We start from the raw sequence: 24,296 nt of genomic DNA on the forward strand, positions 1-24,296 counted from the left end.
ACCCGAATTATCGCTGACGCTCATTGACACCCACACCAGAGCCCCCCGGCAGCATGCGCGTGAGCGTGTTGTCGCGAACCCAATAGTGATGGAACAACCCCGCCGCTGCGTGCAAACCAATCAACCAATAGCCGGTGCTGCCGAGCAATTCATGCCAATGCTTGAGTTGCTTGGCCAGATCGGGATCAACCGCAATCGGCGCCGGCAGGAAAAAGCCGAAATACGGCATCGGCTTGCCCCCGGCGGCCAGCATCAACCAGGCCAATAGCGGCGTAGCAATCATCAGCCCATACAGCGCCAGATGCATAAGGTGCGAGACGCCGGTCTGCCAAGTGGGCGGGGCCGGAGTAATCGGTGGCCGAGGCGTGAGGCGCCCGAGCAAGCGAACCCAGACCAGCACAAAAATGCTCAACCCGAATACGCCGTGCAGCCCCAGAAAGAGGCCTTTCAGGGCATGTCCACGGGGCAACAATCCTTTGATCTCGATGCAACCATAAACACCGACGAATAGCGCCAGCATCAGCCAGTGCAAGGTGATCGAGAGTTTTCCATACCGGTGTACTGCTGAATCTCGGGTCATAGGGGGCCTCGTGAAGATCAGTGGCGGCTGCCGACTCATTTCGTACAGCCTGGATCCGGTTTCGTCGAACCGATCGGCGCCACCCTGCCCGTCCAGTCTTAAGACAATCTGAAGGTCCACCTTCAGACTCCGTTAAGAATTGCCTTTGATACTCCTCCCAAACTTACTCAGGGAGGCGTTCTTGCCCATGCCCGATTTCGACTGGAACATCCCTCTGCCCCTGCACTTCGGCCAAGCCGAAACTCCGCAGATGAGTCTGGCCAGAGCCTTGCCGGACGATCCCCAGCGTCCGGTTTTCGAAGCCTTTATCCAGCAACGTTTTCGAAAGGCCCACGGCGCCGACATCCGCCAATTCATGCCGCAGCTGTTCGGCATGAGCGATGCGTCAGGCACGCTGTGTGCGGTGGCTGGCGTACGACTGGCCAGTGCCGAACCGCTGTTTCTGGAGCGTTACCTGGACGAGGGGATCGATCCGCTGATCAGCGATGCTGCCGGTCAACCCGTGGACCGGGCCGGTATTGTCGAGGTGGGTAACCTCGCTGCCAGCGATACTGGCAGTGCGCGCCTGAGCATCATCGCCATCACCTACCTGCTGGCCATGGGCGGGCTGGAATGGGTGGCGTTCACCGGCAACATCGGGCTGGTGAACAGTTTTCATCGCTTGGGCTTGAAGCCGGTGACGCTCTGCGCCGCCGATCCTGCGCGACTGGGCGACGACCGTCACCTCTGGGGCAGTTATTACGAGAGTCAGCCATGGGTGCATGTCGGCAACATCCGCGCCGGTTTTATCCATTTGCGCAACATCGGTCTGTTCAATCGCCTGGGGTTGCCGACGTCCCTTGAGGAGTCCAGCCATGTCGCCTGAAATGGAGCGCTTCAAACAGACCCTGCGCAGTCACGCCGAACGCAAGACCAACGCCATCGCCCTGTGGGGCGATCAGTTGAAACTGGACTACGCCACGCTGTACGCCGAGGTCATGTACCGCCAACAGCGTCTGCGCGATGAGCACGTCAAAGTGGTCGCGCTGGCCCTGGACAACGGCACCGAGGCGATGCTCTGGGATCTGGCCATACTGTTCGAAGGCCTGACCTGCCTGACGTTGCCGCCTTTCTTCAGCCCGGCACAACGCAGTCATTGCTTGGAACAGAGCCAGGCCGAACGGGTGATTGCCGAACCGGAACTGGAAGCCGAACTGCAAGCGGCCGGCTACGAGAGGACCGGCGAATTCTGGTGTCGCACCTTCAGCGGTCCGAATCTGATACCCGAAGGCACCGCCAAGCTGACCTTCACCTCAGGCACTACCGGCACACCCAAAGGCGTGTGCCTGAGCGCCGAGAGCCTTTTGCGAGTGGCCCGCGAGCTGGACCAGGCAAGCAAACCCACCGATCCACGACATCACCTGGCGCTGCTGCCCCTGGCGATTCTGCTGGAAAACCTCGGCTGTTATGCCGCGCTGTATGCCGGCGCGACCTTGAGCGTACCGAGCCAGAAAACCCTGGGCATTCAGGGTGCCAGCGGTGTCGATGTGCCGCGGCTGCTGGGTTGCCTGGCCATCCGCGCACCCGAGAGCTTGATCCTGGTGCCGCAGTTGCTGCTGATGCTGGTCAGCGCCGCCGAGCAAAAAGCATTCAACCCCCAATCGTTGCGTTTTGCCGCGGTCGGTGGCGCACGGGTTTCCGAAGAGTTACTGCATCGCGCTCAGCGCATCGGCATTCCGGTCTACGAGGGTTACGGGTTGTCGGAATGCTCGTCGGTGGTGTGCCTCAATCGCCCGGGCGCGCGCCGCCCTGGTAGCGTCGGCCGGCCCCTGCCCCATGTCGAGATTCGCCTGGCCGACGATGGTGAAGTGCTGGTCAAGGGCTCGACCCTGCTCGGCTATCTGGGGCAAGCGCCCTTCAGCGATGATTGGTGGCCGACCGGCGATCTCGGCGAGTTCGATCCGGAAGGTTTTCTCTACCTCAACGGGCGCAAGAAGCATCAGTTCGTCACCAGTTTCGGCCGCAACGTCAATCCGGAATGGGTCGAGGCTGAACTCACTCAGCGTCGCCACATCGCTCAGGCATTCGTCTACGGCGAAGCGATGCCAACCAATCACGCCCTGCTCTGGCCCCATCGGCCGGACTGCACCGATGAAGAGCTCGCCGCCGCCGTAGCCCAGGCCAACGAGGCCTTGCCCGATTACGCCCAGGTTCATCACTGGACCCGTCTCGATCAACCGTTCACCGCCGCCAACGGCTTGCTGACCGCCAATGGCCGACCGCGCCGCGACGCCATCGTCGAACGCTACCGGGCGCAGCTCACTGACTTCGTTTTTTCCGAGGAATCCGCATCATGAGTTTTTTCGACACCCTGCAAGAAGCCACCCAGCAAGAACGCCACGAGTTGTTCAACCTGCCGATCATCCGCGATGCCCTCGAGGGCAAGGTCAGCCTGGACAGCTACCGCGCCTTCCTCGCCCAGGCCTACTACCACGTGCGTCATACCGTGCCGTTGATGATGGCCTGCGGCGCACGTCTGCCGCAGCGGCTGGAATGGCTGCGCAAAGCGGTGTGCGAGTACATCGAAGACGAATACGGCCACGAGCAATGGGTACTCGACGACATCGCGGCCTGTGGCGGCGACAGAGAGGCGGTGCGTGACGGTCGTCCCTCGCTGCCAATCGAGTTGATGGTCAGCTTCCTCTATGACCTGATTGCCCGAGACAACCCGGTGGGGCTGTTCGGCATGGTCAACGTACTGGAAGGTACCAGCGTTGCCCTGGCCACCCACGCGGCCGGCAACATCCGCGAGCGCCTGGCGCTGCCGGAAACCGCCTTCAGCTACTTGAGTTCCCACGGTTCGCTGGATATCGAACACATGCAGACCTACCGCCGGCTGATGAACACACTCGAAGATCCGGCGGATCAAGCCGCGGTGATTCATGCCTCGAAGGTCGTTTACAAACTCTATACCGACATGTTCCGCGGCCTGCCCCGCGATGGGGAGAACCTGCATGCAGCTGCATGAAGCCCGCGTGGTTTTGACCGGAGCCAGCGGCGGTATCGGCCTGGCCATCGCTAGCGCCCTGTGTGCCAGTGGCGCACGCGTATTGGCCGTGGCCCGGCACCGAGAGGCGCTGGAGCCCTTGCTCGAACGCTACCCGCTGCACCTGTGTTGGGTCGGCGCTGACCTGACCGCCCCCGGCGACCGACACAAAGTGTTGGCCGCGGCCGAAGCCATCGGCGGCATCAACCTGCTGATCAATGCCGCCGGGGTCAATCACTTCGCCATGCTCGAACAGCTCGATGACAGCGAGATCAATGCGATGCTAGCGGTGAACATCAGCGCGCCGATCTGCCTGACCAAGCTTTTGCTGCCGCTGCTCAAACAAGCCGAGAGCGCCATGGTGGTGAACGTCGGCTCGACCTACGGCTCCATCGGCTACCCCGGTTACGCCAGCTATTGCGCCACCAAGTTTGCCCTGCGCGGTTTCTCCGAAGCCCTGCGCCGGGAGCTGGCCGACACCCGGATCAGCGTGCTTTACGTCGCCCCCCGGGCGACCCACACCAGCATGAACAGCCCGGCAGCCCAGGCGCTGAACGATGCGCTCAAAGCCAATGTCGACGATCCGCAAACCGTCGCCACGGCGGTCATCCACGCGATTGCCGGTGACCGGCGCGATCTTTACCTGGGCTGGCCGGAACGCTTTTTCGTTCGCCTGAACAGTCTGTTGCCGCACCTGGTGGACCGTGGATTGCGCAAGCAATTGCCGCTGATCCGTCGCCTCAGTCAGAAGCCCGATAACGAGAGCCTCAAACCATGAAAAAAATCGTCATGTGCCTGCTGTTCGGGGTGTTGAGCCAAAGCGTCTGGGCGCTGGACGCCGCCGATCAGCAGCGCCTCAATGGCATTGCGCAAAGCTGGGCGCATATCCAATACGAATTGCCCGCCGAACAGCGCACCGCGGCCTTCGAAAAACTCGCGACCCAGGCCTCGGCGTTCACCCAGGAGCGCCAATCCCTGGCCGAAGCATGGGTCTGGTCCGGCATTGTCACCAGCAGTTGGGCCGGAGCCCAAGGTGGCCTCGGCGCCCTGAGCAAAGCCAAGTCCGCCAAAGTCGATCTGGAAAAAGCCCTGGCCATTGATCCCAAAGCCCTGCAAGGCTCGGCCTACACCAGCCTTGCGGCGTTGTATGATCGCGTGCCCGGCTGGCCCATCGGTTTCGGCGACGCCGACAAGGCCGAACAACTGTTAAAGCAGGCCTTGCAGCTGAACCCGGCCGGCATCGACAGTCTGTACTTCTGGGGCGATCACCTTTACCGTCAAAAGCGCTATGGTGAAGCCAAGGATGCACTGCAAAAAGCCCTGCAAGCAGCGCCCCGTCCTGGCCGGGAAAGCGCCGACGCCGGACGCCGCAAAGAGATCGAGGCATTACTGGTGGACGTGAACAAGAAACTCAACTGACAGGAGTCCGCGTGCGTTTATTACTGATCGAGGATGACGTGGCTCTCGGCGAGGGCATTCATCAAGCCCTGGGCCGTGAGGGTTATACCGTCGACTGGCTGCAAGATGGCAGTAGTGCCTTGCATTCACTGCTCAGCGAGACATTTGACCTGGCCGTGCTCGACCTCGGCCTGCCGCGCATGGATGGCTTGGAAGTGTTGCGCCGCCTGCGCGAAAGCGGCTCCAACCTGCCGGTACTGATCCTCACCGCCCGGGATGCCACCGAAGACCGCATCGCCGGACTGGATGCCGGAGCCGACGATTACCTGATCAAGCCCTTCGACCTGGCCGAACTCAAGGCTCGCCTGCGGGCCTTGCTGCGACGCAGCGCCGGTCGCGCCCAAGTGCTGATCGAACACGCCGGCATCAGCCTGAACCCCGGCACCCAGCAAGTCAGCTATCAAGGCGAGCCGGTGGCGTTGACGCCCAAGGAGTATCAACTGCTCCACGAATTGCTCTCGCCGCCGGGCCGGGTCATGACCCGCGATCACCTGATGCAACTGCTTTACGGCTGGAACGAAGAAGCCGAAAGCAACACCCTGGAAGTGCATATCCATCACCTGCGCAAGAAGTTCTCCACCGAGCTGATCCGCACCATTCGCGGTGTCGGGTACCTGGTGGAGGAGCGTCGATGACTTCGATCCGGCGTCGCACCCTGACGCTGATCATTGGCCTGTTGCTGACTGGCCTGGCGATCATCAGCGTGCTCAACCTGCACGACAGCAATCACGAGATTGCCGAAGTCTACGACGCCCAACTGGCCCAGAACGCCCGCCTGCTGCAGGGTGTGATGCGCATGCCGCTGGCCAGCAGTGAACACGCCGAACTGTATCAAGCGTTCAACATGGCCTTGAGTGAAGCGGTGCCCAGAGTCGATGGTCATCCCTATGAAAGCAAAATTGCCTTTCAGGTCTGGAATCGCAAGGGCGAAGTGCTGGTGCACACCGCCAGTGCGCCCTCCTTCACGGCACCGCCAACGAAATCTGGTTTCAGCGATGTGGTGGATCTGAACAACCGCCATTGGCGGGTGTTCATGCTCGAAGACAAACAGAATGACCTGCGCATCTGGGTCGGTGAACGGGACGACGTGCGTGCGGACCTGGTAGACCGGATCGTGCGTCATACCCTGTGGCCCAATGTGCTGGGCAGCCTGATATTGGCGGCCATGGTCTGGCTGGCCATTGGCTGGGGGCTCAAACCCCTGGCCAATATGGCGGAAACGTTACGGGCACGACACAGCGGTTCTCTGGAGCCATTGCAACTGACCCCATTGCCCAGCGAACTGGAACCGATGCAAGCAGCGCTCAACCGCATGCTCGCGCAAATTCAAGAGGTGCTTGGCCGCGAGCGGCGCTTCATCGCCGACGCCGCCCACGAACTGCGCACGCCGCTGGCAGTGCTGCGGGTGCATGCGCAAAACCTGCAGGAAGCCGGCACGGAACAGGAGCGTTGTGAGTCCCTGGCGTTTCTGATTGCCGGGGTCGACCGCACCAGCCGCCTGGTCAATCAGTTGCTGACCATGGCCCGTCTCGAACCCAAAGCCGTGGCGCCGGTGCTGACCAGCATCGACCTGAGCGAAACCGTGCGCGCCAGTCTGGCCCAACTCACGCCCTGGTTACTGAGCAGGAATCTGGAACTGGCCTTCGACGTCGATGACCGGCCTTTTGAAGTCTTGGCCGACGCCGCCGCCATCGACATCGCCCTGAACAATCTGGTCACCAACGCCGCGAATTTTTCGCCGGAACATGGCGTCATCACCGTGCGATTGAGCCAGGAGGAAGGGTTCTACAACTTGAGCGTCCAGGACCAGGGACCGGGCATCGACGAAGCGGATAGTGCGCGATTGTTCGAACGTTTTTATAGCCGTGGAAATACCGGCGGCGCGGGATTGGGGCTGACCATCGTCAGCACCATTGCGACGCGGCTGGGTGGGCGGATTACGCTGGCCAATCCACCCGAAGGCGGGCTGCGGGCGACCTTGTCGATTCCCGATGGCCAGAACCACAGTGCTGTGCAACGGACGCCCAATGGCTGAATGACTGTGCGCCGAACACAATCCCTGTAGCGAGCGGTGCGGCGATCCGACTTGCCCGCGAAGGCGTCAGGTCTGGCACACCGCGTTATCGTTCTTCGCGGGCAAGCCTCGCGCCTACAGGGGAATGGAGCTCACACTTCTAAGGTGTACCAATGTGATCCAGAACCCGGTTCGCCGTGATCTCCGCCACCATGATGCTGTTTGAAATGCCCAGCAGAGCGTAGCGCGATTCACCCTCCAGATGATCCACCAACTGATGGACCATCACATCGACCGAGGCCAGCGTCTCGACCAAAAAAATCGCCAGGGTTTCGGCTGTGGCCTCTGGGGCCACGGCAAACAGCTTGCTGGGTTTACGCGCGGTGGCTTTGATATCGGCATTCGACGGAAAGTGGAAGTCGAGGGCACGTTCGGCGGCCTCGTTGAGTTTTTTGAATCGCGTTCATACGGGGATATCGGATCGGTGTCCGGCGGATTGGGCGTAGGTTTGATCATGAAGTCCTGATTGTTCATTAGGAGCTACCAGCATCACTTGCAGATGATGGGTGGCAGCTGTGTGCGGGTCTGCAAGACCGGGAAACCAGGAACCCGGCAGATCCGAAGATCTCCCGCACAAAGCCGCCATTTCGCGGACATAAACGAGCGTCCTTTGGCAGCGCTATGCGACTGGTATTCCGGCGGGCTTGCAGACCCGATCACTGATGAGCAGTGACGAGAATCAAGTTACCGAGCGGGCCCAAGGCGCACAAGCCGGCGGATTCTGTCTTACGTGTAGGGAGTGGCGCAAGGCGTTGTAGCCTTTGGATGGTAACGGCAAGCTTCATTTAAACGATCGCGGTTTTTCTTGTTTAAAACGTGCCCCGTGGAGCGTAATGCTGTTCACTTAAGCGCGACTCTTCAGTCATGCCTACCTTTGTGGCGAGCGAGCTTGCTCGCGCTGGGCCGCGAAGCGGCCCCAAAATCTGAACAATCGCCGATTTTTGTGAGTGCTACGCACTCAAGCGGGGAGCAAGCTCCCTCGCCACAGGTTTCTCACTGACTCAAGATTCTCTTAAGTGAACAGCCTTACCCGTAGGAGCCTTGCAGCAGATCCTGCTCACGCTCACACAACTCCACCACATAATCCCACAGCACCCGCAGCCGCACCGATTTATGCAACTCGCGCCGAGTGCTGATCCAATAACTGCGCTGGATGCTTTCATCCGGCAGCAACGTCACCAGTTGAGGATCGGCACTGGCCATGTAGCACGGCAGCACGGCGATCCCCAGGCCCGAGCGCGCGGCCTGTTGCTGGGCGATGACGCTGGTACTGTGAAAGACCACTTGGGGGTTGCGGCAGAAGCTGTTGAGGAACATCAGTTCCTGGCTGAACAGCAAGTCGTCGACGTAGCCGATCCATGCATGACGACCGAGATCTTCGCGGCTGCGCAGTGGTGGCGAACGGTCCAGATAGGCCTGGCTGGCGTAGAGCGCCAGGCGATAGTCAGTGAGTTTGCGGGTGACCAGCATGTCGGCGGCCGGGCGTTCCAGGTGGATGCTGATCTCGGCTTCACGATTGAGGATGCTGACGAAGCGCGGCACCGCCACCAGCTCCACTTCCAGCCCCGGATAGCGTTCGAACAACCCGTTCATGCGACTGGCGAGGAACATGATGCCCAGCCCTTCCGTCACCCCGACGCGGATCTTGCCCAGCGGCGCGGATGATTGGGTGATTTCCTCCTGAGCCAGCAGCGCAACGTTTTCCATGGCCTCGGCGTGTTTGAGCAGCGCTTCACCGGCCGGGGTCAATTCGTAGCCTTGGGCATGCTGGACGAACAGCGCGGTGCCGAGGCTTTTTTCGATGGCTTCGATGTGCCGGGCCACGGTGGCGTGGGTGGTGTTCAAACGGCGAGCGGCGGTGAGCAAGCGGCCGCTGCGCTGTAATTCGAGAAAAAACCGCAGGTCATTCCAGTCGAACATGAACCCTCCTTGTCGTTATGCCGTGTGAATGACGCTGTTTAAAAACGCACAGCAGCTGCGTAAAAACTAACATTCTTTTAACGAAAGCTAACAACTAGGATGACCGACAACAAGAACAACAATACGAGGTCAGGGATGCAGACTTCCCTTGATGAATACGACTACATCGTGGTCGGCGCCGGGCCGGCCGGTTGTTTGCTGGCCAATCGACTGTCAGCTAACCCGCAGCATCGCGTGTTACTGCTCGAAGCCGGCGGCCGCGATAACTACCCGTGGATTCACATCCCCGTCGGTTACCTGTTCTGCATCGGCAACCCGCGCACCGACTGGTGCTTCAAGACCGAAGCGCAACCGGGCCTGCAAGGTCGTGCCCTGAGCTACCCACGCGGCAAGGTGCTCGGCGGCTGTTCCTCGATCAACGGCATGATCTACATGCGCGGCCAGGCTGGCGATTACGACGATTGGGCGGCCGAGGGCAATGCCGGCTGGAGCTGGCAAGACGTACTGCCACTGTTCAAACAAAGCGAAAACCATTTTGCCGGCGACTCGGAATTTCATGGCGCTGCCGGCGAATGGCGGATCGAGCGCCAGCGGCTGTCGTGGCCGATTCTCGATGCCTTCCGCACGGCGGCCGAGCAAAGCGGCATCGCCAGCATTGATGACTTCAATCAGGGCGACAACGAAGGCTGCGGCTATTTCCAGGTCAACCAGAAAGCCGGGATCCGCTGGAACGCGGCCAAGGCGTTTCTCAAACCGATCCGCCAGCGCGCCAATCTCACGGTGTTGACTGACGTCGAAGTGGACCGCGTACTACTGGAAAACGGCCGTGCTTCAGCGGTCAGCGCACGTTGGCAAGGCCAGGCCAAAACCTTCAAGGCGCGCAAGGAAATCGTCCTGTGTGCCGGTTCCGTCGGTTCACCGGGCATCCTCCAGCGTTCCGGCATCGGCCCTCGCCCGCTGCTGCAAAAACTGGGCATCGGCGTTGTCCATGAACTGCCCGGTGTGGGCGGCAACCTGCAGGATCACTTGCAACTGCGGCTGATCTACAAACTGGAAAACGCCCGCACCCTGAACCAGATCGCCGGCACGCTATGGGGCAAGATGGGCATGGGCCTGCGTTATCTGTATGACCGTAGTGGCCCGCTGTCCATGGCCCCGAGCCAACTCGGCGCCTTCGCCCGTTCGGGGCCGGAGCAGACCTCGGCGAACCTCGAATACCACGTGCAACCGTTGTCGCTGGAGCGTTTCGGCGAACCGCTGCACGCCTTCCCCGCCTTCACCGCATCGGTCTGCGATCTGCGCCCGCAAAGCCGTGGCCGAATAGACATTCGCTCCGCCGACCCGCGGGAAGCGCCGCTGATTCAGCCCAACTACCTGAGCCATCCCGAAGACTTGCGAGTCGCCACCGACGCCATCCGCCTAACTCGTCGCATCGTCTCCGCGCCGGCCTTGCAAGCATTCAAACCGGTCGAGTACCTGCCCGGCGACAGCTTGCAGAGTGAAGAGCAATTGCACGAAGCCGCCGCCCGGATCGGCACTACGATTTTCCATCCGGTGGGCACCTGCCAGATGGGCAACAATGCGGACGCGGTGGTCGACGCCGAGCTACGCGTCCACGGCATTCCCGGCTTGCGCATCGCCGACGCCTCGATCATGCCGCGCATCACCTCGGGCAACACCTGCTCGCCGACACTGATGATCGCCGAGAAAGCCGCGCAATTGATCCTCAACCCTTCGCCTATAGACCTCTCCCCTGTGGGAGCGGGCTTGCTCGCGAAGGCGGCATTACATTCAACATAGAGGTCGACTGACCCACCGCTTTCGCGAGCAAGCCCGCTCCCACAGGGGATCGCACTAGATTTAAGGATGTTGAAATACCGCTGCAAGGACTACGCAACACCAGTGGAACAACAAAAACAATCACTGTGAGGGATACCGATATGTCAGAACATGTTCAGCCCCTGGAAGCCGTCCGCAGCGCCGGCACCAGTCAGGAAACCCAGAAAGTCATTTTCGCCTCGTCCCTCGGGACGGTGTTCGAGTGGTACGACTTTTTCCTCTACGGCGCCCTCGCGGCGGTCATCAGCAAACAATTCTTCGCCGGGGTCAACGACACCACGGCGTTCATCTTCGCGCTCATGGCCTTCGCCGCCGGCTTCATCGTGCGGCCATTCGGTGCGCTGGTGTTCGGGCGATTGGGGGACATGATCGGGCGCAAATACACGTTCCTCGCGACCATCGTCCTCATGGGTCTGGCGACGTTCTGCGTCGGCTTGCTGCCGACTTACGCGAGCATCGGCATTGCCGCGCCGATCATCCTCGTGGTGCTGCGCATGCTCCAGGGTCTGGCGCTGGGCGGTGAATACGGCGGCGCGGCCACTTACGTCGCCGAACACGCGCCGATGGGCAAACGCGGTTTCCACACCAGCTGGATTCAGTCCACGGCCACCCTCGGCTTGCTGCTGTCGCTGCTGGTGGTGCTCGGCTGCCGCTACTTCACCGGTGACCAGTTCGAAGTCTGGGGCTGGCGCATTCCCTTTCTGTTTTCGATCGTACTGCTGGGCATCTCGACCTGGATTCGCCTGAGCCTGCATGAGTCGCCTGCGTTCGTGAAAATGAAAGAAGAAGGCAAGCTCTGCAAGTCGCCGCTGCGCGATTCCTTCGGCAAATGGGACAACCTGAAAGTGGTGCTGATTGCGCTGTTCAGCATCAACGCCGGGCAAGCGGTGACCTTCTACGCGGCGCAGTTCTATGTGCTGTTCTTCCTCACCCAATTCCTGAAAATGGACCCGGCCCTGGCCAACAGCCTGCTAATCGTCAGCGTGATCATTGGCGCACCGTTCTTCATCTTTTTTGGCTGGCTGTCGGACAAGGTCGGGCGCAAACCGGTGCTGATGATCGGCCTATTGCTGGCCACCGCGCTGTACTTCCCGATCTTCAAGACCCTGGCCCATTACGCCAACCCGGCCATCGACCAGGCCAGCCGCCAGGCACCGATCACCGTGCTGGCCGACCCGGCCACCTGCACCTTCCAGTTCGACCCGGTGGGCAAGGCTAAATTTGATAGCCCGTGCGACAAGGTCAAAACCTTCCTGGTCAAACAAGGCCTGCCCTACAACAGCGAAGCGGCTCCGGCCGGCAGCGCCGTGCAGATCAGCATCGGCGAGGTGAAAATCGATGGTTACGATGAAGCTGCCCTGCGCGGCGCGGTGACCCTGGCCGGCTATCCGTCGCAAGCCGACACCCAGCTGATCAACAAACCAATGATCGTGGCGTTGATTGTCGCGCTGATCATCATCTCCGCCATGTGTTACGGCCCGTTGGCGGCACTGATGGTTGAACTGTTCCCGACCCGCATCCGCTACACGTCCATGTCCCTGCCCTACCACATTGGCAATGGCTGGTTCGGTGGTTTCCTGCCGACGGTGTCGTTTGCCCTGGTGGTGTACACCGGGGATATTTTCTACGGACTGTGGTACCCGGTGGTGATTACCGGGGTGAGCCTGGTGGTGGGAATGATCTGTTTGCGTGAGACGAAGAACGTAGATCTGGACAAGAACTGACGGCATGCATCTCTAGCGATAGCTTACCGGTGGGAGCAGGCTTCCTGTGGCGAGGGGGCTTGCCCCCGTTGGGTCGCGAAGCGGCCCTAAAAGCTGTCATGCGCGGGAGCATGGTGTCCGTTTTGCGACTGCTTCGCAGCCTCTGAATTTCTGTCAACTGGCTGACATTAGGCCAGCCCCTCACCACAATGCTTTTTGCACCTCAGGTATCAAGCACCTCAAACGTCACTTCTTCAGGATAAAACGCCACATACCCGCCAATCTGCGCGACCGACACCTTCGGATGCTCATAACTCCATACCGCATTGGCGCCTTCATGCCCGGGGATTTGCAGGCTGAAATAGCTCGCATCGCCCTTGTACGGGCAATAGCTGGTGTGGTCGGTGCGGGCGAAATATTGTTCGGCGATGTCCTCGCGGGGGATGTAGTACACCGGAGGATAATTGGCCTCATGCATGACCAGCGCCCGAGTGGATGACGCCACTTGAATGCCATGGAACTTCACCACCACACAGCCGGGTTGAGGGCTGATGGCGATGGGATTACCGGGTCCGGGGGCTTTCATATAGTAGGATCCTCTGTCGCTGCTGTGCTGTATCCGCGCTCCGACAGGTATACCTCATGTTTCGGCATCGCGACTGCTTCACAGCCGAACGGAGCTTGCTTGGGCTACAGTGAGGTCCCCCAAAAGCATGCCCCAACCTGCTGTCATCAACCGCAACAGCTTAAGCTGTACATCCATACAGATAAAGATTGCTCCATCGCTCATCAGCCGCCATTCTGTGCACCTCTCGAACACTGATTGATGATGGTGGTTATGCAGCTGTACCTCTGTGAAAAACCCTCCCAGGCCAAAGACATCGCGGCCGTGCTCGGCGCCAGGCGCCGGGGCGATGGCTGCTGGCTGGGAACGGGCGTCACGGTGACCTGGTGCATCGGCCATCTGCTGGAAACCGCACCGCCGGATGCCTATGACGCGCGTTACAAGCGTTGGGTGCTGGCGGATCTGCCGATCATTCCCGAAAAATGGAAGATGACCGTCAAACCGCGCACGGCCAGCCAGTACAAAGCGGTCAAACGCTTGCTCGGCGAGGCCAGTGAACTGGTAATTGCCACCGACGCCGATCGTGAGGGCGAAATGATCGCCCGGGAGCTGGTGGAGCATTGCCGTTATCGCGGGCCGATCCGGCGGCTGTGGCTGTCGGCGCTGGACGATGCATCAATCCGCAAGGCTCTGGTGGCGCTCAAGCCCGGGGCCGAGACGTTCAGCCTTTATCATTCGGCATTGGGGCGCTCCCGGGCCGACTGGTTGATCGGGATGAACATGAGTCGGCTGTTCACCCTGCTGGGGCGTCAGTCCGGATATCAGGGTGTATTGCCAGTCGGTCGGGTGCAGACGCCGACCTTGCGCCTGGTGGTGGATCGCGACCGCAGCATTGCCGATTTCGTCCCGGTCGCTTATTGGGCGATCGATGTGCAACTGCTGCACGACGGCACCGCGTTCACCGCCCAGTGGCATGCGGCCTCTGACGCTTGCGATGATCAGGACCGCTGCCTGAATCAGGCGCTGGCTCAGAAAGCGGCTACGGCCATTGGTGGTGCGGCGAGCGCTCGGGTGATCAAACTGCGCACCGAGCGGATGCGTGAAGTCGCGCCTTTGCCGTTCGATCTGGGCACGTTGCAAGAAGTCTGCTCGAAGAAGCTCGGACTCGGGGCTCAGGAAACCCTCGATATTGCCCAGGCGCTGTACGAAACCCACAAAGTCATCACCTACCCGCGCAGCGACTGCGGTTATCTGCCGCTGAGTCAGCACAGCGAAGCCCCGAGTATTCTGGCGGCGCTTCGGCAAGCCGACCCGGCCCTGAACGCCTTGCACGATCACCTGGAGCCCCAGCGCCGCTCACGGGCCTGGAACGATGCCAAGGTCAGCGCTCACCACGGCATCATTCCCACTGCTGCGGCGAAAAACCTCGACCGTCTGGTAGGCAAGCAACGGGCGGTCTACACCCTGATTCGTGCGCGGTACCTGGCGCAATTTCTGCCCAACCATGAGTACGACCGGACCCTGGCCGACTTCAACTGTGCCGGTGAAGCCTTGCGTGCCGTGGGCAAGCAGCTTGCCGAACCCGGCTGGAAACGCGCCCTGCCCGAGGCCCTCGCGCCAGCCAAGGGCCGCGAAGCACCGGCACCACAAACACTGCCGGCATTGGCCGAAGGGCGTGACTGCGCAGTGGCCGACGTGAAGCTCAAGGACCTCTGGACCCAGCCGCCCAAGCCGTTTACCGAAGGCGACCTGATCAAGGCGATGAAGAACGTCGCCAAACTGGTGGAAGATCCACTGCTCAAGCAAAAGCTCAAGGACACCACTGGCATTGGCACCGAAGCCACCCGCGCCTCGATCATCCAGGGCCTGCTGGACCGAGGTTACCTGATCAAGAACGGCAAGGCCCTGGCCGCGACGCCGGCAGCGTTCAGCCTGATCGACGCCGTGCCGCGCGCGATTGCCGACCCCGGTACCACGGCGATCTGGGAACAGGCCCTGGACATGGTGCAGAGCGGTGAAATGAGCCTGGAAGAATTCGTCACCAAACAGGCTGCGTGGATGAGCAAGCAAGTGGCCCGTTGCGCCGGCCTGAACCTGACCATCAGCGGGCCGGCAAGCCCGGCCGGGCGTGGCGCCACACCGTGGAAAAACAAGCGAAAACCGGCCAAACGCAAACCCTCGACCGGCACCAAGCGCGCGGCGGAACCGGCGGGCAAAGGTTGAGGGCAGTTCGAGCGAACCTGAATGGTCTAGTGTTCTTCAACTGTAGGAGCGAGGCTTGCCCGCGAAGAACGATAACGCGTAATACTTGAAAAACCACGGTGAATTCTTCGCGGGCAAGCCACGCTCCTACAGGTTCCGCGGCGTATCGGGCAACAGCCTGCTTTCTGAAAAGGTATCGACCATGACGACAATCAGAAGCCAGCCCTCAATCGAACTGCACGCCGCTCAGCGCGACGAACTGGAAACCATCGAAAACCTGATGCAGTTCTACATCCACGATTTCAGTGAATGGCTGCCGCTGAAACTCGGGGAACATGGCTACTTCAACATCCAGCCCAAGCTTGATTACTGGCGCAACCCGGCAACCAGGCCGTTTCTGATCAAGGTTGACGGCGAGCTTGCCGGTTTCGTGACCGTGGATAACGAAACCCATATCGTCGGCGCGGAACACAACATCGGCTACTTTTTTGTCAGTCGACGCTTTCGTGGCCAAGGCGTCGCGAGGTTTGTCGTCTCTGCCCTCTTGAACCGGTTCCCCGGTCAATGGCAGATTTTCCACATTGATGCCAACCAGCCTGCACGGCTGTTCTGGGCCAAGGTGATGCCCGATCTCACGGGCGGTGATTTCACCCTGTATCACCTGCCGATCGACGGTTATCCGTGCACCGTTTACCGCTTTAGATCGCAGCCTTCGGCAGCGCCTACAGGGCCGGGGTAGGGGTTGCAGACGGCTGCAATCTTGAATCTCAGCGACGCCACAGCCAGCCACATCTGCCTTTTTAATTCCAAAACCACTTTGTCGGACAATATGTAGTGAACAAAAATAATCACTACAAAACCGTTGACGCCTCCGATTTGCCCTTGCATGATGCAGACATCTCCCCGATCGGGAGTACAGGCAACACGTTTGAGCAAGCTCGTCTGACCGCCGAGCTGTTTTCCCCCGGATACACGCTGCCCACAAGGCAGATTGAAGAAGCTGACCTGGCCTGAACGTCCAGTACAAAGGACGAGAAGCGCTAGCGATCAATCCTCATGAAGCTTGTGGCCGACCCTGAAATGTCGGCAGTGGCCTCCAGGTTTTCGCTGCTTCTCTTCGTTGTGACGCTATTGCGTAGCAGTTATTCAACACGACTACATGCAACAGACGCGGGACCCCGTCGTATTGACGGCCGACCGCTGACGTCCTGGTTTCGGTGCCAGGGATCAACTAACCGATGGGCTACTTGTATTAGCGAATCAACTTTGAAAGATCACCAAATGGTCAAGGGGCTTACAATGAATCTGAACAATCAACCTACTATCGATGAACTGGCTCGTTTGTTCGCTGCGCAAAAAGACAGCCAGGACAGCCATATTCTGTGGATCAGCAAATCGGGCCAGGTTCATATCGACTGCCTGTCGCCCCATGCCCACGAAGAAGAGTTCGACCAGAACAACCAGAACCTGCTCGCCCGACTGAAGATGTACCGTCGTGGCCAGGGCTATGTCGGCAAGAAAGCCGCGGCCGACAAGGACTTCATCGGTAATGTGCTGCAAACGCTGAAACAGGCGTGGGCATCGATGCAGAACCAGAACGAAGTTCGGGTGATTGATCGGTTGTACTGATCTCTTTCAATGGGTCGCCCCATAAACAGAAAGGCCCCGCTCGTCTCATCGAGCGGGGCCTTCTTGTTTGTCGCGTACGCACTTCTAACTTCGCACTGAGTTAAAAGAACAGAGCTATGGTTAACAGAGCGCTGGACATCGGTTTATCCACTGGAGGTCTGCGATGAAAAAAACCCTGACATTCATGCTACTGGCGTTGGCGGGTGCCGCTCATGCGAACAGCGTTCCCGGCGTTCCTGCCTTCGATGTGGACTGCCCCGGGAAAATCATGGTCCATGCCGACCAGGATGGCCCGGTCTTGATCAACAGCAAAGAAGCCCAGACCAAAATGATCAACGATCGCCTTTTCGAGGCCAAGGGGCCGGACGTAACGATCTCGATCAGCATCGCCGATGACGACTCTGTTGCCGTGACCTATACCAGCAAGAAAGGCGGCAATGGCATCTGCCAGTCGGTGGATGATTGATCTACACGCTGGCGCTGCCGGCCATCACCAGGTTCGCGAACGCTACCGACGCGGCACTGTGATAATTGTTCTTCCTGCGCAACAACGCCGCGTCGCGCCGGGGTGCTTCGCCTTGTAATTCAATCCGGCGCAATGCCCGTTCCGCAGTGGCGATGGGTTCCGGGAGGATGGTGGCCATCGGCGCGTGACGAATGACCTCCAGCAACGTACTCACCGAGTTCACCTCGATCGCCACTTTGGGCGTGATGTTCTGTTGCCGAAAATACCCGTCGATGGAGGACCGGGTGATGAAGTCCGGTGTCAACAACGCGAACTCCAGTTGCGCCACCTCCTTTGGCGATAGCGGATTCTGGCGCTCGTATAACGGATGACTGCGCCCGACCATCACCCCCAACGTCTCGACAAATGCCGGCACGCACTCGATGTCGGGGCTTCTCACCGGGGTAAAGGCGATGGCGATGTCCAGCGAGTCATCAAGCAACCCGGCCTCGATGTCATCCATCGATAGCTCGAAAATTTGCAGATGGATGTTGGGGAACTTCGCCACGTAGTCGCGCACCAACGGCCCCACCAGATATGCCATGAACGTTGGCGTCATAGCCAATCGCAAAGTGCCGCGAGACAAGTCCTTCACGTCGTGCAGTGCGCGTTTCCCTGCTTCAAGTTCCACCAATACCCGACGGGCACTTTCGATATAGGCCAGCCCCGCATCGGTCGGCTTGACCGTGCGCGAGGTGCGGTCGAACAGGCTCACGCCCAGGGTTTCCTCCAGTTGCCGGATCTGCTGGGACAGCGTCGGTTGTGAGACATGCAACGCCTCGGCGGCGCGGGTGAAGCCGCCGTGGTCGGCGACCGCCAGCAAGTAACGTAAATGTCGGAGCAGCAAGGGGCACACCATCTATAGGCTGGACTTATGCGATGCATTGTATATCGGTCTTGGACGCTATGGATCAATCGTCCGAAGATGGCTCCACTTTCAAGCCACAACCGATAGGAGTCACACCATGCAACAGTCCCACGCTTACCAGGATCCGAGTCTGGCCCTGACCACTTCGATTCTCGATGCCAAGGCGCGCAAGAATCTGTCCTGGCAGGATTTGACTGACGGCACCGGTCTGGGCCTGGCCTATGTCACCGCTGCCCTGCTCGGCCAGCATCCGCTGCCGGAAGCCGCCGCCAAGGTGATTGGCGAGAAGCTCGAACTGGACGCCGACGCCGTGGCTCGCCTGCAGATCATTCCGCTGCGCGGCAGCCTCTCAGGTGTCCCGACCGATCCGACCATCTACCGCTTCCACGAAATGATCCAAATCTACGGCACCACGCTCAAAGCCCTGGTTCACGAGCAATTCGGCGACGGCATCATCAGCGCGATCAACTTCAAGCTGGACATGAAGAAAGTTGAAGACCCGGAAGGTGGTTCTCGCGCGGTGATTACCCTCGACGGCAAGTTCCTGCCGCTGCGCCCTTTCTAAAGCAGCCCAGTCAATTAAGACGCAGAACCTGTGGGAGCGAGGCTTACCCGCGAAGAATGCAGCACGGTTTTTCAGGTATTACGTGTCATCGTTCTTCGCGGGCAAGCCTCGCTCCTACAGGTTATGCAGGCCCCCCTCATTCATTTCAAGGAAGTCCGCCATGAAAGCGCTCATCGAAGGTTTATTGAAGTTTCAGAACGAAGCCTTTGTCCAACGTACCGACCTGTTCAAACACCTGGCCACCACCCAGCATCCCGGCACTTTGTTCATCACCTGTTCCGACAGCCGTGTGGTGCCGGAACTGCTGACTCAGCAAGAGCCCGGCGAACTGTTCGTGGTGCGCAATGCCGGCAATATCGTGCCCTCTTACAGCCCGCACCCCGGCGGCGTGTCGGCCACGGTCGAGTATGCGGTCGCGGTATTGGGCGTGACTGACATCGTGATCTGCGGGCATTCGGACTGTGGCGCCATGACCGCCATCGCCCAGTGCAAATGCATGGATCACTTGCCCGCCGTCAGTGGCTGGTTGCAACACGCCGAGTCGGCCAAGGTGATCAACGATTCCCGCCCTCACGCCAGCGATGCAGCCAAGGTGAGTTCGATGGTCCGGGAAAATGTCATCGCCCAACTGGCAAATATCCAGACTCACCCGAGCGTGCGTCTGGCCCAGGAAAAAGGCCTGCTGAATCTGCATGGTTGGGTTTATGACATCGAGACCGGCTCCGTCGATGCTCTGGATGCCAGCCGTCGCAACTTCGTGTCGCTGGCCGAGCACCCGGACACCTGTGCGGTATATGGTCAAGCGGTCCAAGCCGCCTGAAGGCCTCGCCCGCCCGAGCTGCGCCAGGCTTGGCGCAGCGTTACAAAGTACGCACGCGCGCGACTACGCCCGTCCTCAGTTCCCGGCCGGGAATGCGACACTCACAAGATCGCCCCTATCATTTATCGTCAATCTTTGTAGACGATTGTGACCGACGTTCAGTGGTCTCTTCGGCATTAGGCGCTTCTGAAAAACTGCCCGGCGTGAACACGTGAGTGAGCAATTCGCTGGCGTCGATGTCGACGACGCCATGAACCGAGCGGGCCAGAGCAACAGCATGCTCACACTGCCTGTGAGTGTTGACGCGGCCGCTCAACGCCACCCTGCCCGCATGGGTTTTGACATGGACATGCAGGCCAAGGGTTGAGTCGGCCAATGCCAGGGCCGACTTCACTCTGGTGGTAATCCACGCGTCGTGAACGACCGATTCCAGATCATGAGAGTAATGTTGAAAGGAATGAAGTTTCATGGCGCAACCCTCCCTCGCGTAGTCAGATGAGCGCTGTCCGTCCCCACGCAGACACGGACACATATTAAGTATAGTGCGGCCGTTGTCTGGGGTCGGGGGACAGCCCTGATGTCGGGAAGTTAAGCCGCGCAAACTTGTGGGAGCGAGCAGGCTCGCTCCCACAGGACTGCGGTGTTCAAGCCCTTAACTACCGATGCCGGCTGTTCTGGAGTGCCGTCTCAGCGTTTGACCGACAGATCCGTCTGGGTCATGCGGCTACGGATGGTGAACACGCCATCCCCCGAGAGAATCGCGCTACGTGCAAACAAGCGCCCGCTCTCCCAGTTCGAAAGCCCCAGCTCCGGCTTGTTCAGCGCGTACTGCCCGTCGACCCAGCGGGTAATCCCGTTGCCGACAAAAGGTGCGTTGACCGCGTTGTAGAAACGCTCCTGCGCCGGGGCATCTTCACTGATCAGCGACACGGTGAATTGCGGGCTGTAGCGGTTGAACAAAGCGATGGCCTGATCCAGGTCGTCGACGATCTTCAGGCTGACTTCCGGGGTTTCTTCCCACTCCCACTCGCGACCCAATTGATCCTCGGACAGCCGTTCGGCCAACGCTTCGGTCTGATAGCCTTCGGCGCGGTACACCTCGATGCTCGCGGTCTGCCAATCAATTGGCAAATGCTGCTCGCTACTTTCGACGATATGCAACTTGCAGCCCTGGCCCCGAGCGGCACCGGCCTGTTGCAGGGCGTCGAGAAACAGCGGCACCAGCTCGGCGGCACGGTCGCGGTGGATCAGGCAGACGTTCAGGGTGTTGCAGACTTTGCGGTCCAGCGAATTGCGCACCACGGCGGCAAAGCGCCGGGCATCGGCGTCCTTGTCGGCGATCAGCCAGGCGCCACCGGTGCCGTGCAGGCTGACGGCAGTGCCGGCCTGTTGCGCGATGCTGCCCAACTGGCTGACCGCACGTCCCGAGCCACGGGCCACAGCCAGCGACAAGCGCCGGTCGGCAAACATCGCCCAACCGGCGGCGTGATTGACGCTTTCCACCAGCGAAACGGCTCCGGTGGGCAGTCCGGCATCAGCCAATGCAGGATTCAATGCGTGGGTGACGATGGCCTGGGCAGTGCCCAACGCATCGCTGCCAATGCGCAGCACCGCCGTGTTACCGGTGCGCAATACACCGGCGGCGTCGGCAAAGACATTCGGCCGGCCTTCGAACACGAACGCAACGATGCCCAGCGGCGACACCACTTGCTCGACTTTCCAGCCGTCGTGCTCGACGCAACTCACAACCTTGCCGCGGGTGGCCGGTGCATCACGCCAGGCCCTGAGGCCGGCGATCATGTCGCCGCGCATGCGTTCATCGGCGAGCAGCCGCGTGGTGGACCGCCCGCGAGCCTTGGCCCGCTCGATGTCGGCCAGGTTGGCAGCCGCAATCAAGGCCCAGCATTCCGGAGTTTCCAGACGTTGAGCAAAGTGATCGAAGAACTCGCTGATGGCGTGATCCGAGACGCTGGACATCGCAGCGAACGCCACCTCGGCACGTTCGATGGCGACCGCCGCCGCTTGCTGGTCCGCCACCGGAATCAGCAGCAATTCGCCGCTGACTTGCTCTACCAGCAGATGGTCGCCGGGCTGAAAGCGCGCCGCCAGCTCGGGGCTGACGACCGTGACACGATTACCGGCAAAAGGGATCGGCGTGCCAGCGACTAGACGTTCGAGCGCAAGAGACATGAAACGGTTTCACCATGCAGGGGGACGGTCGGAAAATGTATAGCAAAATTCACGGAGCGTCATTCACCGGGGATGCAGTGGCGGTTACTTTTTCGCCAGTCGAAATACATCTTGCTCCAGGCGATTGCTCCCCTGTCTGCGCCACGCGGCGTTCGCGTCATAGACCACCAGCAGCAAGGGCTCTTCTACACCCGCAGTGCTGACAAAGGTCATTCCTTCGGCATGATCGCAGCCTTTATCCTCTCCTTGTCCGTAAGGAACCTCCAGGACCGGCGTCAATTGTTCGCTGAAGACAAAACTTTCGTCTGTTGGCCTGGCGCCGTCGTGCCATCGAAATAAGCTGACAGGCCCGTCGAGGTTCATTGTCGGCCCGGCCAGGATCAACATGTCGTCACCATCGATGCATAAGTCTCTGACGCCGAGTCCATCCAGCTGGAGAAAATGCTTTCGATATTTGCGCCCCTTGGGCCCGATTTTTTTCAGCGTCAGTGTGTGAGCAGCATCGGGATGGTCCTCGGGTTCGACCTCCAGAATGATTGCCCAGCCACGCAACACCGGCCCCCGCAACCCGATAAACACACGATTGCCGTTGATCTCAAGGCCCTCTGTATCGAACCCGTTGTCCTTGCCGGGGATGTGCAGAAATGCCCCCACATGCTCGTCGTCCTTGAGTTCATCGAGCAATTCGTTACCCAGTTGATTACCGCCCAACTGGGCGGCGACTCGATCATCGCTAACGGTGCTCTTCACCAAAGTGAACGTTCCGTTTTCTTCGACCACCGGAATCCGGGCCAGGAGAAAACGATTGCCATCACTGCTGACAGTTGCCAGACGCTCGGCGTTTTTCTTCAGGGACTTGGTGCTATCGGGTTTTTTCCGTTTCAGGCTGTGAGACCCCACAATCCAGAGATACCCCGTGTCGCGGCCGTAGCTCATGCCTTCCAGGTCTGCTTCAACGAATTCTTCGCCAATCGTCGGGATGACCGGCAGCGTCAACAGGGACGCCAACGGGAATTGTTTGTGCTGGTCAAACAGAAACTCGCCCGCACCGACGCGCTCACGCAAGGTGAAGCGCTCCAGGCTCAAGGATTCATCATTGGCGACCCACAGGGTGTCACCTATCTGGACCACGGCAGACAACCCTTTGCGCAAATGAGTGTCCGGGTCATTGAAGACTAGAAGCGCGGAACCGAAATTCACCATGAAGTCACCCGCCCCTTCACCCGTTCGGGTGAGTCAAAGAATGCCTGCTTCACGGTAGCGGTCATCGAGCGCTAGTCAAATGCCATCAGAACACCGACCAGCCGATCCGCTGACTCAACAATTCCAGCGCGGCCATGCCAGCGAGGGAGTTGCCGGCGGCGTTCAATTCCGGGGACCACACGCACACCGTGAATTGCCCCGGCACCACCGCAACGATGCCTCCGCCCACGCCACTCTTGCCCGGCAGACCGACGCGATAGGCAAAGTTGCCGGCTTCGTCGTACAGTCCGCTGGTGGCCATGATCGAGTTGACTTGCTGGGTCTGGCGGGCGCTGAGGATCTGTGCGCCGCTGTGTTTGCAGAAACCGTCGTTGGCCAGGAAGCAGAAAGCCCGGGCCAGATCCACGCAACTCATGCGCAGCGCGCAATGGCTGAAGTAGCTGCGCAGCACGGCTTCGACGTCGTTATGAAAATTGCCGAACGATTGCATCAGATAAGCCATGGCCGCGTTGCGCGCGCGGTGCTGGTATTCCGACTCGGCGACCTTGCCGTCCACCATGACATTCGGGTTGCCAGACAAACGCCGGACAAAATCGCGCATCGACAATGCCGGCGCGGCAAAACGTGACTGGTTGATGTCGCAGATCACCAGCGCACCGGCGTTGATGAAGGGATTGCGCGGGCGCCCGCGCTCGAATTCCAGCTGCACCAGCGAGTTGAACGGTTGGCCGGACGGCTCGTGGCCCAGGCGCTCCCAAATGGCTTCACCGGAATGGTCGATGGCCTGCACCAGGCTGAACACCTTGGAAATACTCTGCACCGAGAACGGCGTCTCGGCGTCCCCGACGCAAAACAACTCGCCGTCGTTGCCATACACGGCAATGCCCAGCTGATTGGCCGGCACTGTGCCGAGCGCGGGAATGTAGTCAGCCACTTTGCCCTGACCGATCAACGGTCGGACTGCGTCAAGGATCTCGTTCAACAGCGCTTGCATGCCGGGTTCCGAAGTCTCGCCCCATGGGATTGCGGGGACACTGTCGCTAGACGCCCCAAGTCGGCACCGGATCACAAATCACAGTTTTGTACGGGAATGTATCTGTCACGGCCCGGGATACATCAACTTGCATCGGGCGACTTTTCAGACATACCG

The 24,296-nt window shown here is 60.1% G+C and carries 24 protein-coding genes and 1 pseudogene; 16 read left to right on the forward strand and 9 right to left on the reverse strand.

What is annotated here, in order from left to right; translation table 11 throughout:
* Window positions 1–7 precede the first annotated feature (7 nt).
* Complete coding sequence (locus tag AB4O41_RS03880) at window positions 8–580, reverse strand: cytochrome b (RefSeq protein WP_460146356.1); 573 nt, start codon at window positions 578–580, stop codon at window positions 8–10.
* A gap of 187 nt (window positions 581–767) precedes the next feature.
* Here AB4O41_RS03880 and AB4O41_RS03885 point away from each other — a divergent pair, with 187 nt between their 5' ends.
* The 7 genes from AB4O41_RS03885 to AB4O41_RS03915 are packed head-to-tail and all read left to right on the forward strand — an operon-like array spanning window position 768 to window position 7,098.
* Window positions 768–1,445 carry a thermostable hemolysin gene (locus AB4O41_RS03885; protein WP_460146358.1) on the forward strand — a complete coding sequence of 226 codons (678 nt, stop codon included), beginning with the start codon at window positions 768–770 and terminating at the stop codon, window positions 1,443–1,445.
* The gene (locus AB4O41_RS03890) at window positions 1,435–2,916 is read left to right on the forward strand and encodes an AMP-binding protein (RefSeq protein ID WP_460146360.1); all 1,482 of its coding nucleotides are present in this window, start codon (window positions 1,435–1,437) and stop codon (window positions 2,914–2,916) included. The genes AB4O41_RS03885 and AB4O41_RS03890 overlap by 11 nt, the downstream gene beginning before the upstream one ends.
* Window positions 2,913–3,587 (forward strand): TenA family transcriptional regulator, encoded by a 675-nt coding sequence (locus AB4O41_RS03895; RefSeq protein ID WP_460146362.1) that lies wholly within the window; start codon window positions 2,913–2,915, stop codon window positions 3,585–3,587. Before AB4O41_RS03890 ends, AB4O41_RS03895 begins: the two co-directional genes overlap by 4 nt.
* A complete protein-coding gene (locus AB4O41_RS03900; RefSeq protein ID WP_460146364.1) occupies window positions 3,574–4,383 on the forward strand; it encodes an SDR family oxidoreductase in 810 nt (269 codons plus the stop codon). The genes AB4O41_RS03895 and AB4O41_RS03900 overlap by 14 nt, the downstream gene beginning before the upstream one ends.
* On the forward strand, window positions 4,380–5,024 hold the full coding sequence (locus AB4O41_RS03905; RefSeq protein ID WP_460146366.1) for a tetratricopeptide repeat protein: 645 nt from the start codon (window positions 4,380–4,382) through the stop codon (window positions 5,022–5,024). Before AB4O41_RS03900 ends, AB4O41_RS03905 begins: the two co-directional genes overlap by 4 nt.
* A gap of 11 nt (window positions 5,025–5,035) precedes the next feature.
* Window positions 5,036–5,698 (forward strand): response regulator, encoded by a 663-nt coding sequence (locus tag AB4O41_RS03910; RefSeq protein ID WP_460146368.1) that lies wholly within the window; start codon window positions 5,036–5,038, stop codon window positions 5,696–5,698.
* On the forward strand, window positions 5,695–7,098 hold the full coding sequence (locus AB4O41_RS03915; RefSeq protein WP_460146370.1) for an ATP-binding protein: 1,404 nt from the start codon (window positions 5,695–5,697) through the stop codon (window positions 7,096–7,098). Before AB4O41_RS03910 ends, AB4O41_RS03915 begins: the two co-directional genes overlap by 4 nt.
* Before the next feature lie 139 nt (window positions 7,099–7,237).
* On the opposite strand, the pseudogene AB4O41_RS03920 reads toward AB4O41_RS03915, so the two are convergent.
* Together AB4O41_RS03920 and AB4O41_RS03925 are read right to left on the reverse strand one after the other, a co-directional pair.
* Window positions 7,238–7,593 (reverse strand): annotated as a pseudogene (locus tag AB4O41_RS03920) (DUF6124 family protein).
* A 570-nt stretch (window positions 7,594–8,163) separates the two neighbouring features.
* Entirely contained in the window at window positions 8,164–9,057 is an 894-nt protein-coding gene (locus AB4O41_RS03925; RefSeq protein WP_460146372.1) for a LysR family transcriptional regulator, read from the reverse strand.
* 135 nt (window positions 9,058–9,192) lie between these two features.
* Between AB4O41_RS03925 and AB4O41_RS03930 the strand changes: the two genes are divergently transcribed.
* Both AB4O41_RS03930 and AB4O41_RS03935 read left to right on the forward strand, forming a co-directional pair.
* The gene (locus AB4O41_RS03930) at window positions 9,193–10,857 is read left to right on the forward strand and encodes a GMC family oxidoreductase (protein WP_460146374.1); all 1,665 of its coding nucleotides are present in this window, start codon (window positions 9,193–9,195) and stop codon (window positions 10,855–10,857) included.
* 140 nt (window positions 10,858–10,997) lie between these two features.
* Entirely contained in the window at window positions 10,998–12,620 is a 1,623-nt protein-coding gene (locus AB4O41_RS03935) for an MFS transporter (protein ID WP_217854627.1), read from the forward strand.
* 202 nt (window positions 12,621–12,822) lie between these two features.
* Here AB4O41_RS03935 and AB4O41_RS03940 read toward each other — a convergent pair whose 3' ends face one another.
* Window positions 12,823–13,185 (reverse strand): DUF427 domain-containing protein, encoded by a 363-nt coding sequence (locus AB4O41_RS03940; RefSeq protein WP_007907061.1) that lies wholly within the window; start codon window positions 13,183–13,185, stop codon window positions 12,823–12,825.
* Window positions 13,186–13,437: 252 nt separating this feature from the next.
* Here AB4O41_RS03940 and AB4O41_RS03945 point away from each other — a divergent pair, with 252 nt between their 5' ends.
* The 5 genes from AB4O41_RS03945 to AB4O41_RS03965 all read left to right on the forward strand — a co-directional run bounded on the left by AB4O41_RS03945 (window position 13,438) and on the right by AB4O41_RS03965 (window position 17,461).
* The gene (locus tag AB4O41_RS03945) at window positions 13,438–15,387 is read left to right on the forward strand and encodes a DNA topoisomerase III (RefSeq protein WP_460146376.1); all 1,950 of its coding nucleotides are present in this window, start codon (window positions 13,438–13,440) and stop codon (window positions 15,385–15,387) included.
* A 181-nt stretch (window positions 15,388–15,568) separates the two neighbouring features.
* Window positions 15,569–16,105 carry a GNAT family N-acetyltransferase gene (locus tag AB4O41_RS03950; RefSeq protein WP_460146378.1) on the forward strand — a complete coding sequence of 179 codons (537 nt, stop codon included), beginning with the start codon at window positions 15,569–15,571 and terminating at the stop codon, window positions 16,103–16,105.
* A 95-nt stretch (window positions 16,106–16,200) separates the two neighbouring features.
* Window positions 16,201–16,380 carry a hypothetical protein gene (locus AB4O41_RS03955; protein ID WP_460146380.1) on the forward strand — a complete coding sequence of 60 codons (180 nt, stop codon included), beginning with the start codon at window positions 16,201–16,203 and terminating at the stop codon, window positions 16,378–16,380.
* Window positions 16,381–16,665: 285 nt separating this feature from the next.
* Window positions 16,666–16,995: a hypothetical protein gene (locus AB4O41_RS03960; protein ID WP_052962958.1), complete on the forward strand. Its 330-nt coding sequence runs from the start codon at window positions 16,666–16,668 to the stop codon at window positions 16,993–16,995.
* A 163-nt stretch (window positions 16,996–17,158) separates the two neighbouring features.
* Window positions 17,159–17,461, forward strand: a complete 303-nt coding sequence (locus tag AB4O41_RS03965) for a hypothetical protein (protein ID WP_460146382.1) — start codon at window positions 17,159–17,161, stop codon at window positions 17,459–17,461.
* Window position 17,462: 1 nt separating this feature from the next.
* Here the strand turns inward: AB4O41_RS03965 and cynR are convergent, their stop codons facing one another.
* Complete coding sequence (gene cynR / locus AB4O41_RS03970; protein ID WP_460146383.1) at window positions 17,463–18,347, reverse strand: transcriptional regulator CynR; 885 nt, start codon at window positions 18,345–18,347, stop codon at window positions 17,463–17,465.
* Between the two features lie 118 nt (window positions 18,348–18,465).
* On the opposite strand from cynR, the gene cynS reads away from it, so the two are divergent.
* Both cynS and AB4O41_RS03980 read left to right on the forward strand, forming a co-directional pair.
* On the forward strand, window positions 18,466–18,933 hold the full coding sequence (cynS, locus tag AB4O41_RS03975) for a cyanase (RefSeq protein ID WP_460146384.1): 468 nt from the start codon (window positions 18,466–18,468) through the stop codon (window positions 18,931–18,933).
* Between the two features lie 160 nt (window positions 18,934–19,093).
* Window positions 19,094–19,753 (forward strand): carbonic anhydrase, encoded by a 660-nt coding sequence (locus AB4O41_RS03980; protein ID WP_460146385.1) that lies wholly within the window; start codon window positions 19,094–19,096, stop codon window positions 19,751–19,753.
* Between the two features lie 118 nt (window positions 19,754–19,871).
* Here the strand turns inward: AB4O41_RS03980 and AB4O41_RS03985 are convergent, their stop codons facing one another.
* The 4 genes from AB4O41_RS03985 to glsB form a co-directional block, all read right to left on the reverse strand.
* A complete protein-coding gene (locus tag AB4O41_RS03985) occupies window positions 19,872–20,222 on the reverse strand; it encodes a BON domain-containing protein (RefSeq protein WP_460146386.1) in 351 nt (116 codons plus the stop codon).
* A 218-nt stretch (window positions 20,223–20,440) separates the two neighbouring features.
* Window positions 20,441–21,943 carry an aldehyde dehydrogenase family protein gene (locus AB4O41_RS03990; protein WP_460146387.1) on the reverse strand — a complete coding sequence of 501 codons (1,503 nt, stop codon included), beginning with the start codon at window positions 21,941–21,943 and terminating at the stop codon, window positions 20,441–20,443.
* 84 nt (window positions 21,944–22,027) lie between these two features.
* Window positions 22,028–23,146: a DUF3616 domain-containing protein gene (locus AB4O41_RS03995; RefSeq protein WP_460146388.1), complete on the reverse strand. Its 1,119-nt coding sequence runs from the start codon at window positions 23,144–23,146 to the stop codon at window positions 22,028–22,030.
* Window positions 23,147–23,231: 85 nt separating this feature from the next.
* Window positions 23,232–24,140 carry a glutaminase B gene (glsB, locus tag AB4O41_RS04000; RefSeq protein ID WP_258621718.1) on the reverse strand — a complete coding sequence of 303 codons (909 nt, stop codon included), beginning with the start codon at window positions 24,138–24,140 and terminating at the stop codon, window positions 23,232–23,234.
* Window positions 24,141–24,296: the final 156 nt, after the last annotated feature.

The organism is Pseudomonas sp. S2_A02 (assembly GCF_054668495.1).

What these genes read in the sequence shown, in the direction of transcription:
- AB4O41_RS03880 (WP_460146356.1), bottom strand. Translation starts at nt 580, where the DNA reads ATGACCCGAGATTCAGCAGTACACCGGTATGGAAAACTCTCGATCACC.
- AB4O41_RS03885 (WP_460146358.1), top strand. Translation starts at nt 768, where the DNA reads ATGCCCGATTTCGACTGGAACATCCCTCTGCCCCTGCACTTCGGCCAA.
- AB4O41_RS03890 (WP_460146360.1), top strand. Translation starts at nt 1,435, where the DNA reads ATGTCGCCTGAAATGGAGCGCTTCAAACAGACCCTGCGCAGTCACGCC.
- AB4O41_RS03895 (WP_460146362.1), top strand. Translation starts at nt 2,913, where the DNA reads ATGAGTTTTTTCGACACCCTGCAAGAAGCCACCCAGCAAGAACGCCAC.
- AB4O41_RS03900 (WP_460146364.1), top strand. Translation starts at nt 3,574, where the DNA reads ATGCAGCTGCATGAAGCCCGCGTGGTTTTGACCGGAGCCAGCGGCGGT.
- AB4O41_RS03905 (WP_460146366.1), top strand. Translation starts at nt 4,380, where the DNA reads ATGAAAAAAATCGTCATGTGCCTGCTGTTCGGGGTGTTGAGCCAAAGC.
- AB4O41_RS03915 (WP_460146370.1), top strand. Translation starts at nt 5,695, where the DNA reads ATGACTTCGATCCGGCGTCGCACCCTGACGCTGATCATTGGCCTGTTG.
- AB4O41_RS03925 (WP_460146372.1), bottom strand. Translation starts at nt 9,057, where the DNA reads ATGTTCGACTGGAATGACCTGCGGTTTTTTCTCGAATTACAGCGCAGC.
- AB4O41_RS03930 (WP_460146374.1), top strand. Translation starts at nt 9,193, where the DNA reads ATGCAGACTTCCCTTGATGAATACGACTACATCGTGGTCGGCGCCGGG.
- AB4O41_RS03935 (WP_217854627.1), top strand. Translation starts at nt 10,998, where the DNA reads ATGTCAGAACATGTTCAGCCCCTGGAAGCCGTCCGCAGCGCCGGCACC.
- AB4O41_RS03940 (WP_007907061.1), bottom strand. Translation starts at nt 13,185, where the DNA reads ATGAAAGCCCCCGGACCCGGTAATCCCATCGCCATCAGCCCTCAACCC.
- AB4O41_RS03945 (WP_460146376.1), top strand. Translation starts at nt 13,438, where the DNA reads ATGCAGCTGTACCTCTGTGAAAAACCCTCCCAGGCCAAAGACATCGCG.
- AB4O41_RS03950 (WP_460146378.1), top strand. Translation starts at nt 15,569, where the DNA reads ATGACGACAATCAGAAGCCAGCCCTCAATCGAACTGCACGCCGCTCAG.
- AB4O41_RS03960 (WP_052962958.1), top strand. Translation starts at nt 16,666, where the DNA reads ATGAATCTGAACAATCAACCTACTATCGATGAACTGGCTCGTTTGTTC.
- AB4O41_RS03965 (WP_460146382.1), top strand. Translation starts at nt 17,159, where the DNA reads ATGAAAAAAACCCTGACATTCATGCTACTGGCGTTGGCGGGTGCCGCT.
- cynS (WP_460146384.1), top strand. Translation starts at nt 18,466, where the DNA reads ATGCAACAGTCCCACGCTTACCAGGATCCGAGTCTGGCCCTGACCACT.
- AB4O41_RS03980 (WP_460146385.1), top strand. Translation starts at nt 19,094, where the DNA reads ATGAAAGCGCTCATCGAAGGTTTATTGAAGTTTCAGAACGAAGCCTTT.
- AB4O41_RS03985 (WP_460146386.1), bottom strand. Translation starts at nt 20,222, where the DNA reads ATGAAACTTCATTCCTTTCAACATTACTCTCATGATCTGGAATCGGTC.
- AB4O41_RS03990 (WP_460146387.1), bottom strand. Translation starts at nt 21,943, where the DNA reads ATGTCTCTTGCGCTCGAACGTCTAGTCGCTGGCACGCCGATCCCTTTT.
- AB4O41_RS03995 (WP_460146388.1), bottom strand. Translation starts at nt 23,146, where the DNA reads ATGGTGAATTTCGGTTCCGCGCTTCTAGTCTTCAATGACCCGGACACT.
- glsB (WP_258621718.1), bottom strand. Translation starts at nt 24,140, where the DNA reads ATGCAAGCGCTGTTGAACGAGATCCTTGACGCAGTCCGACCGTTGATC.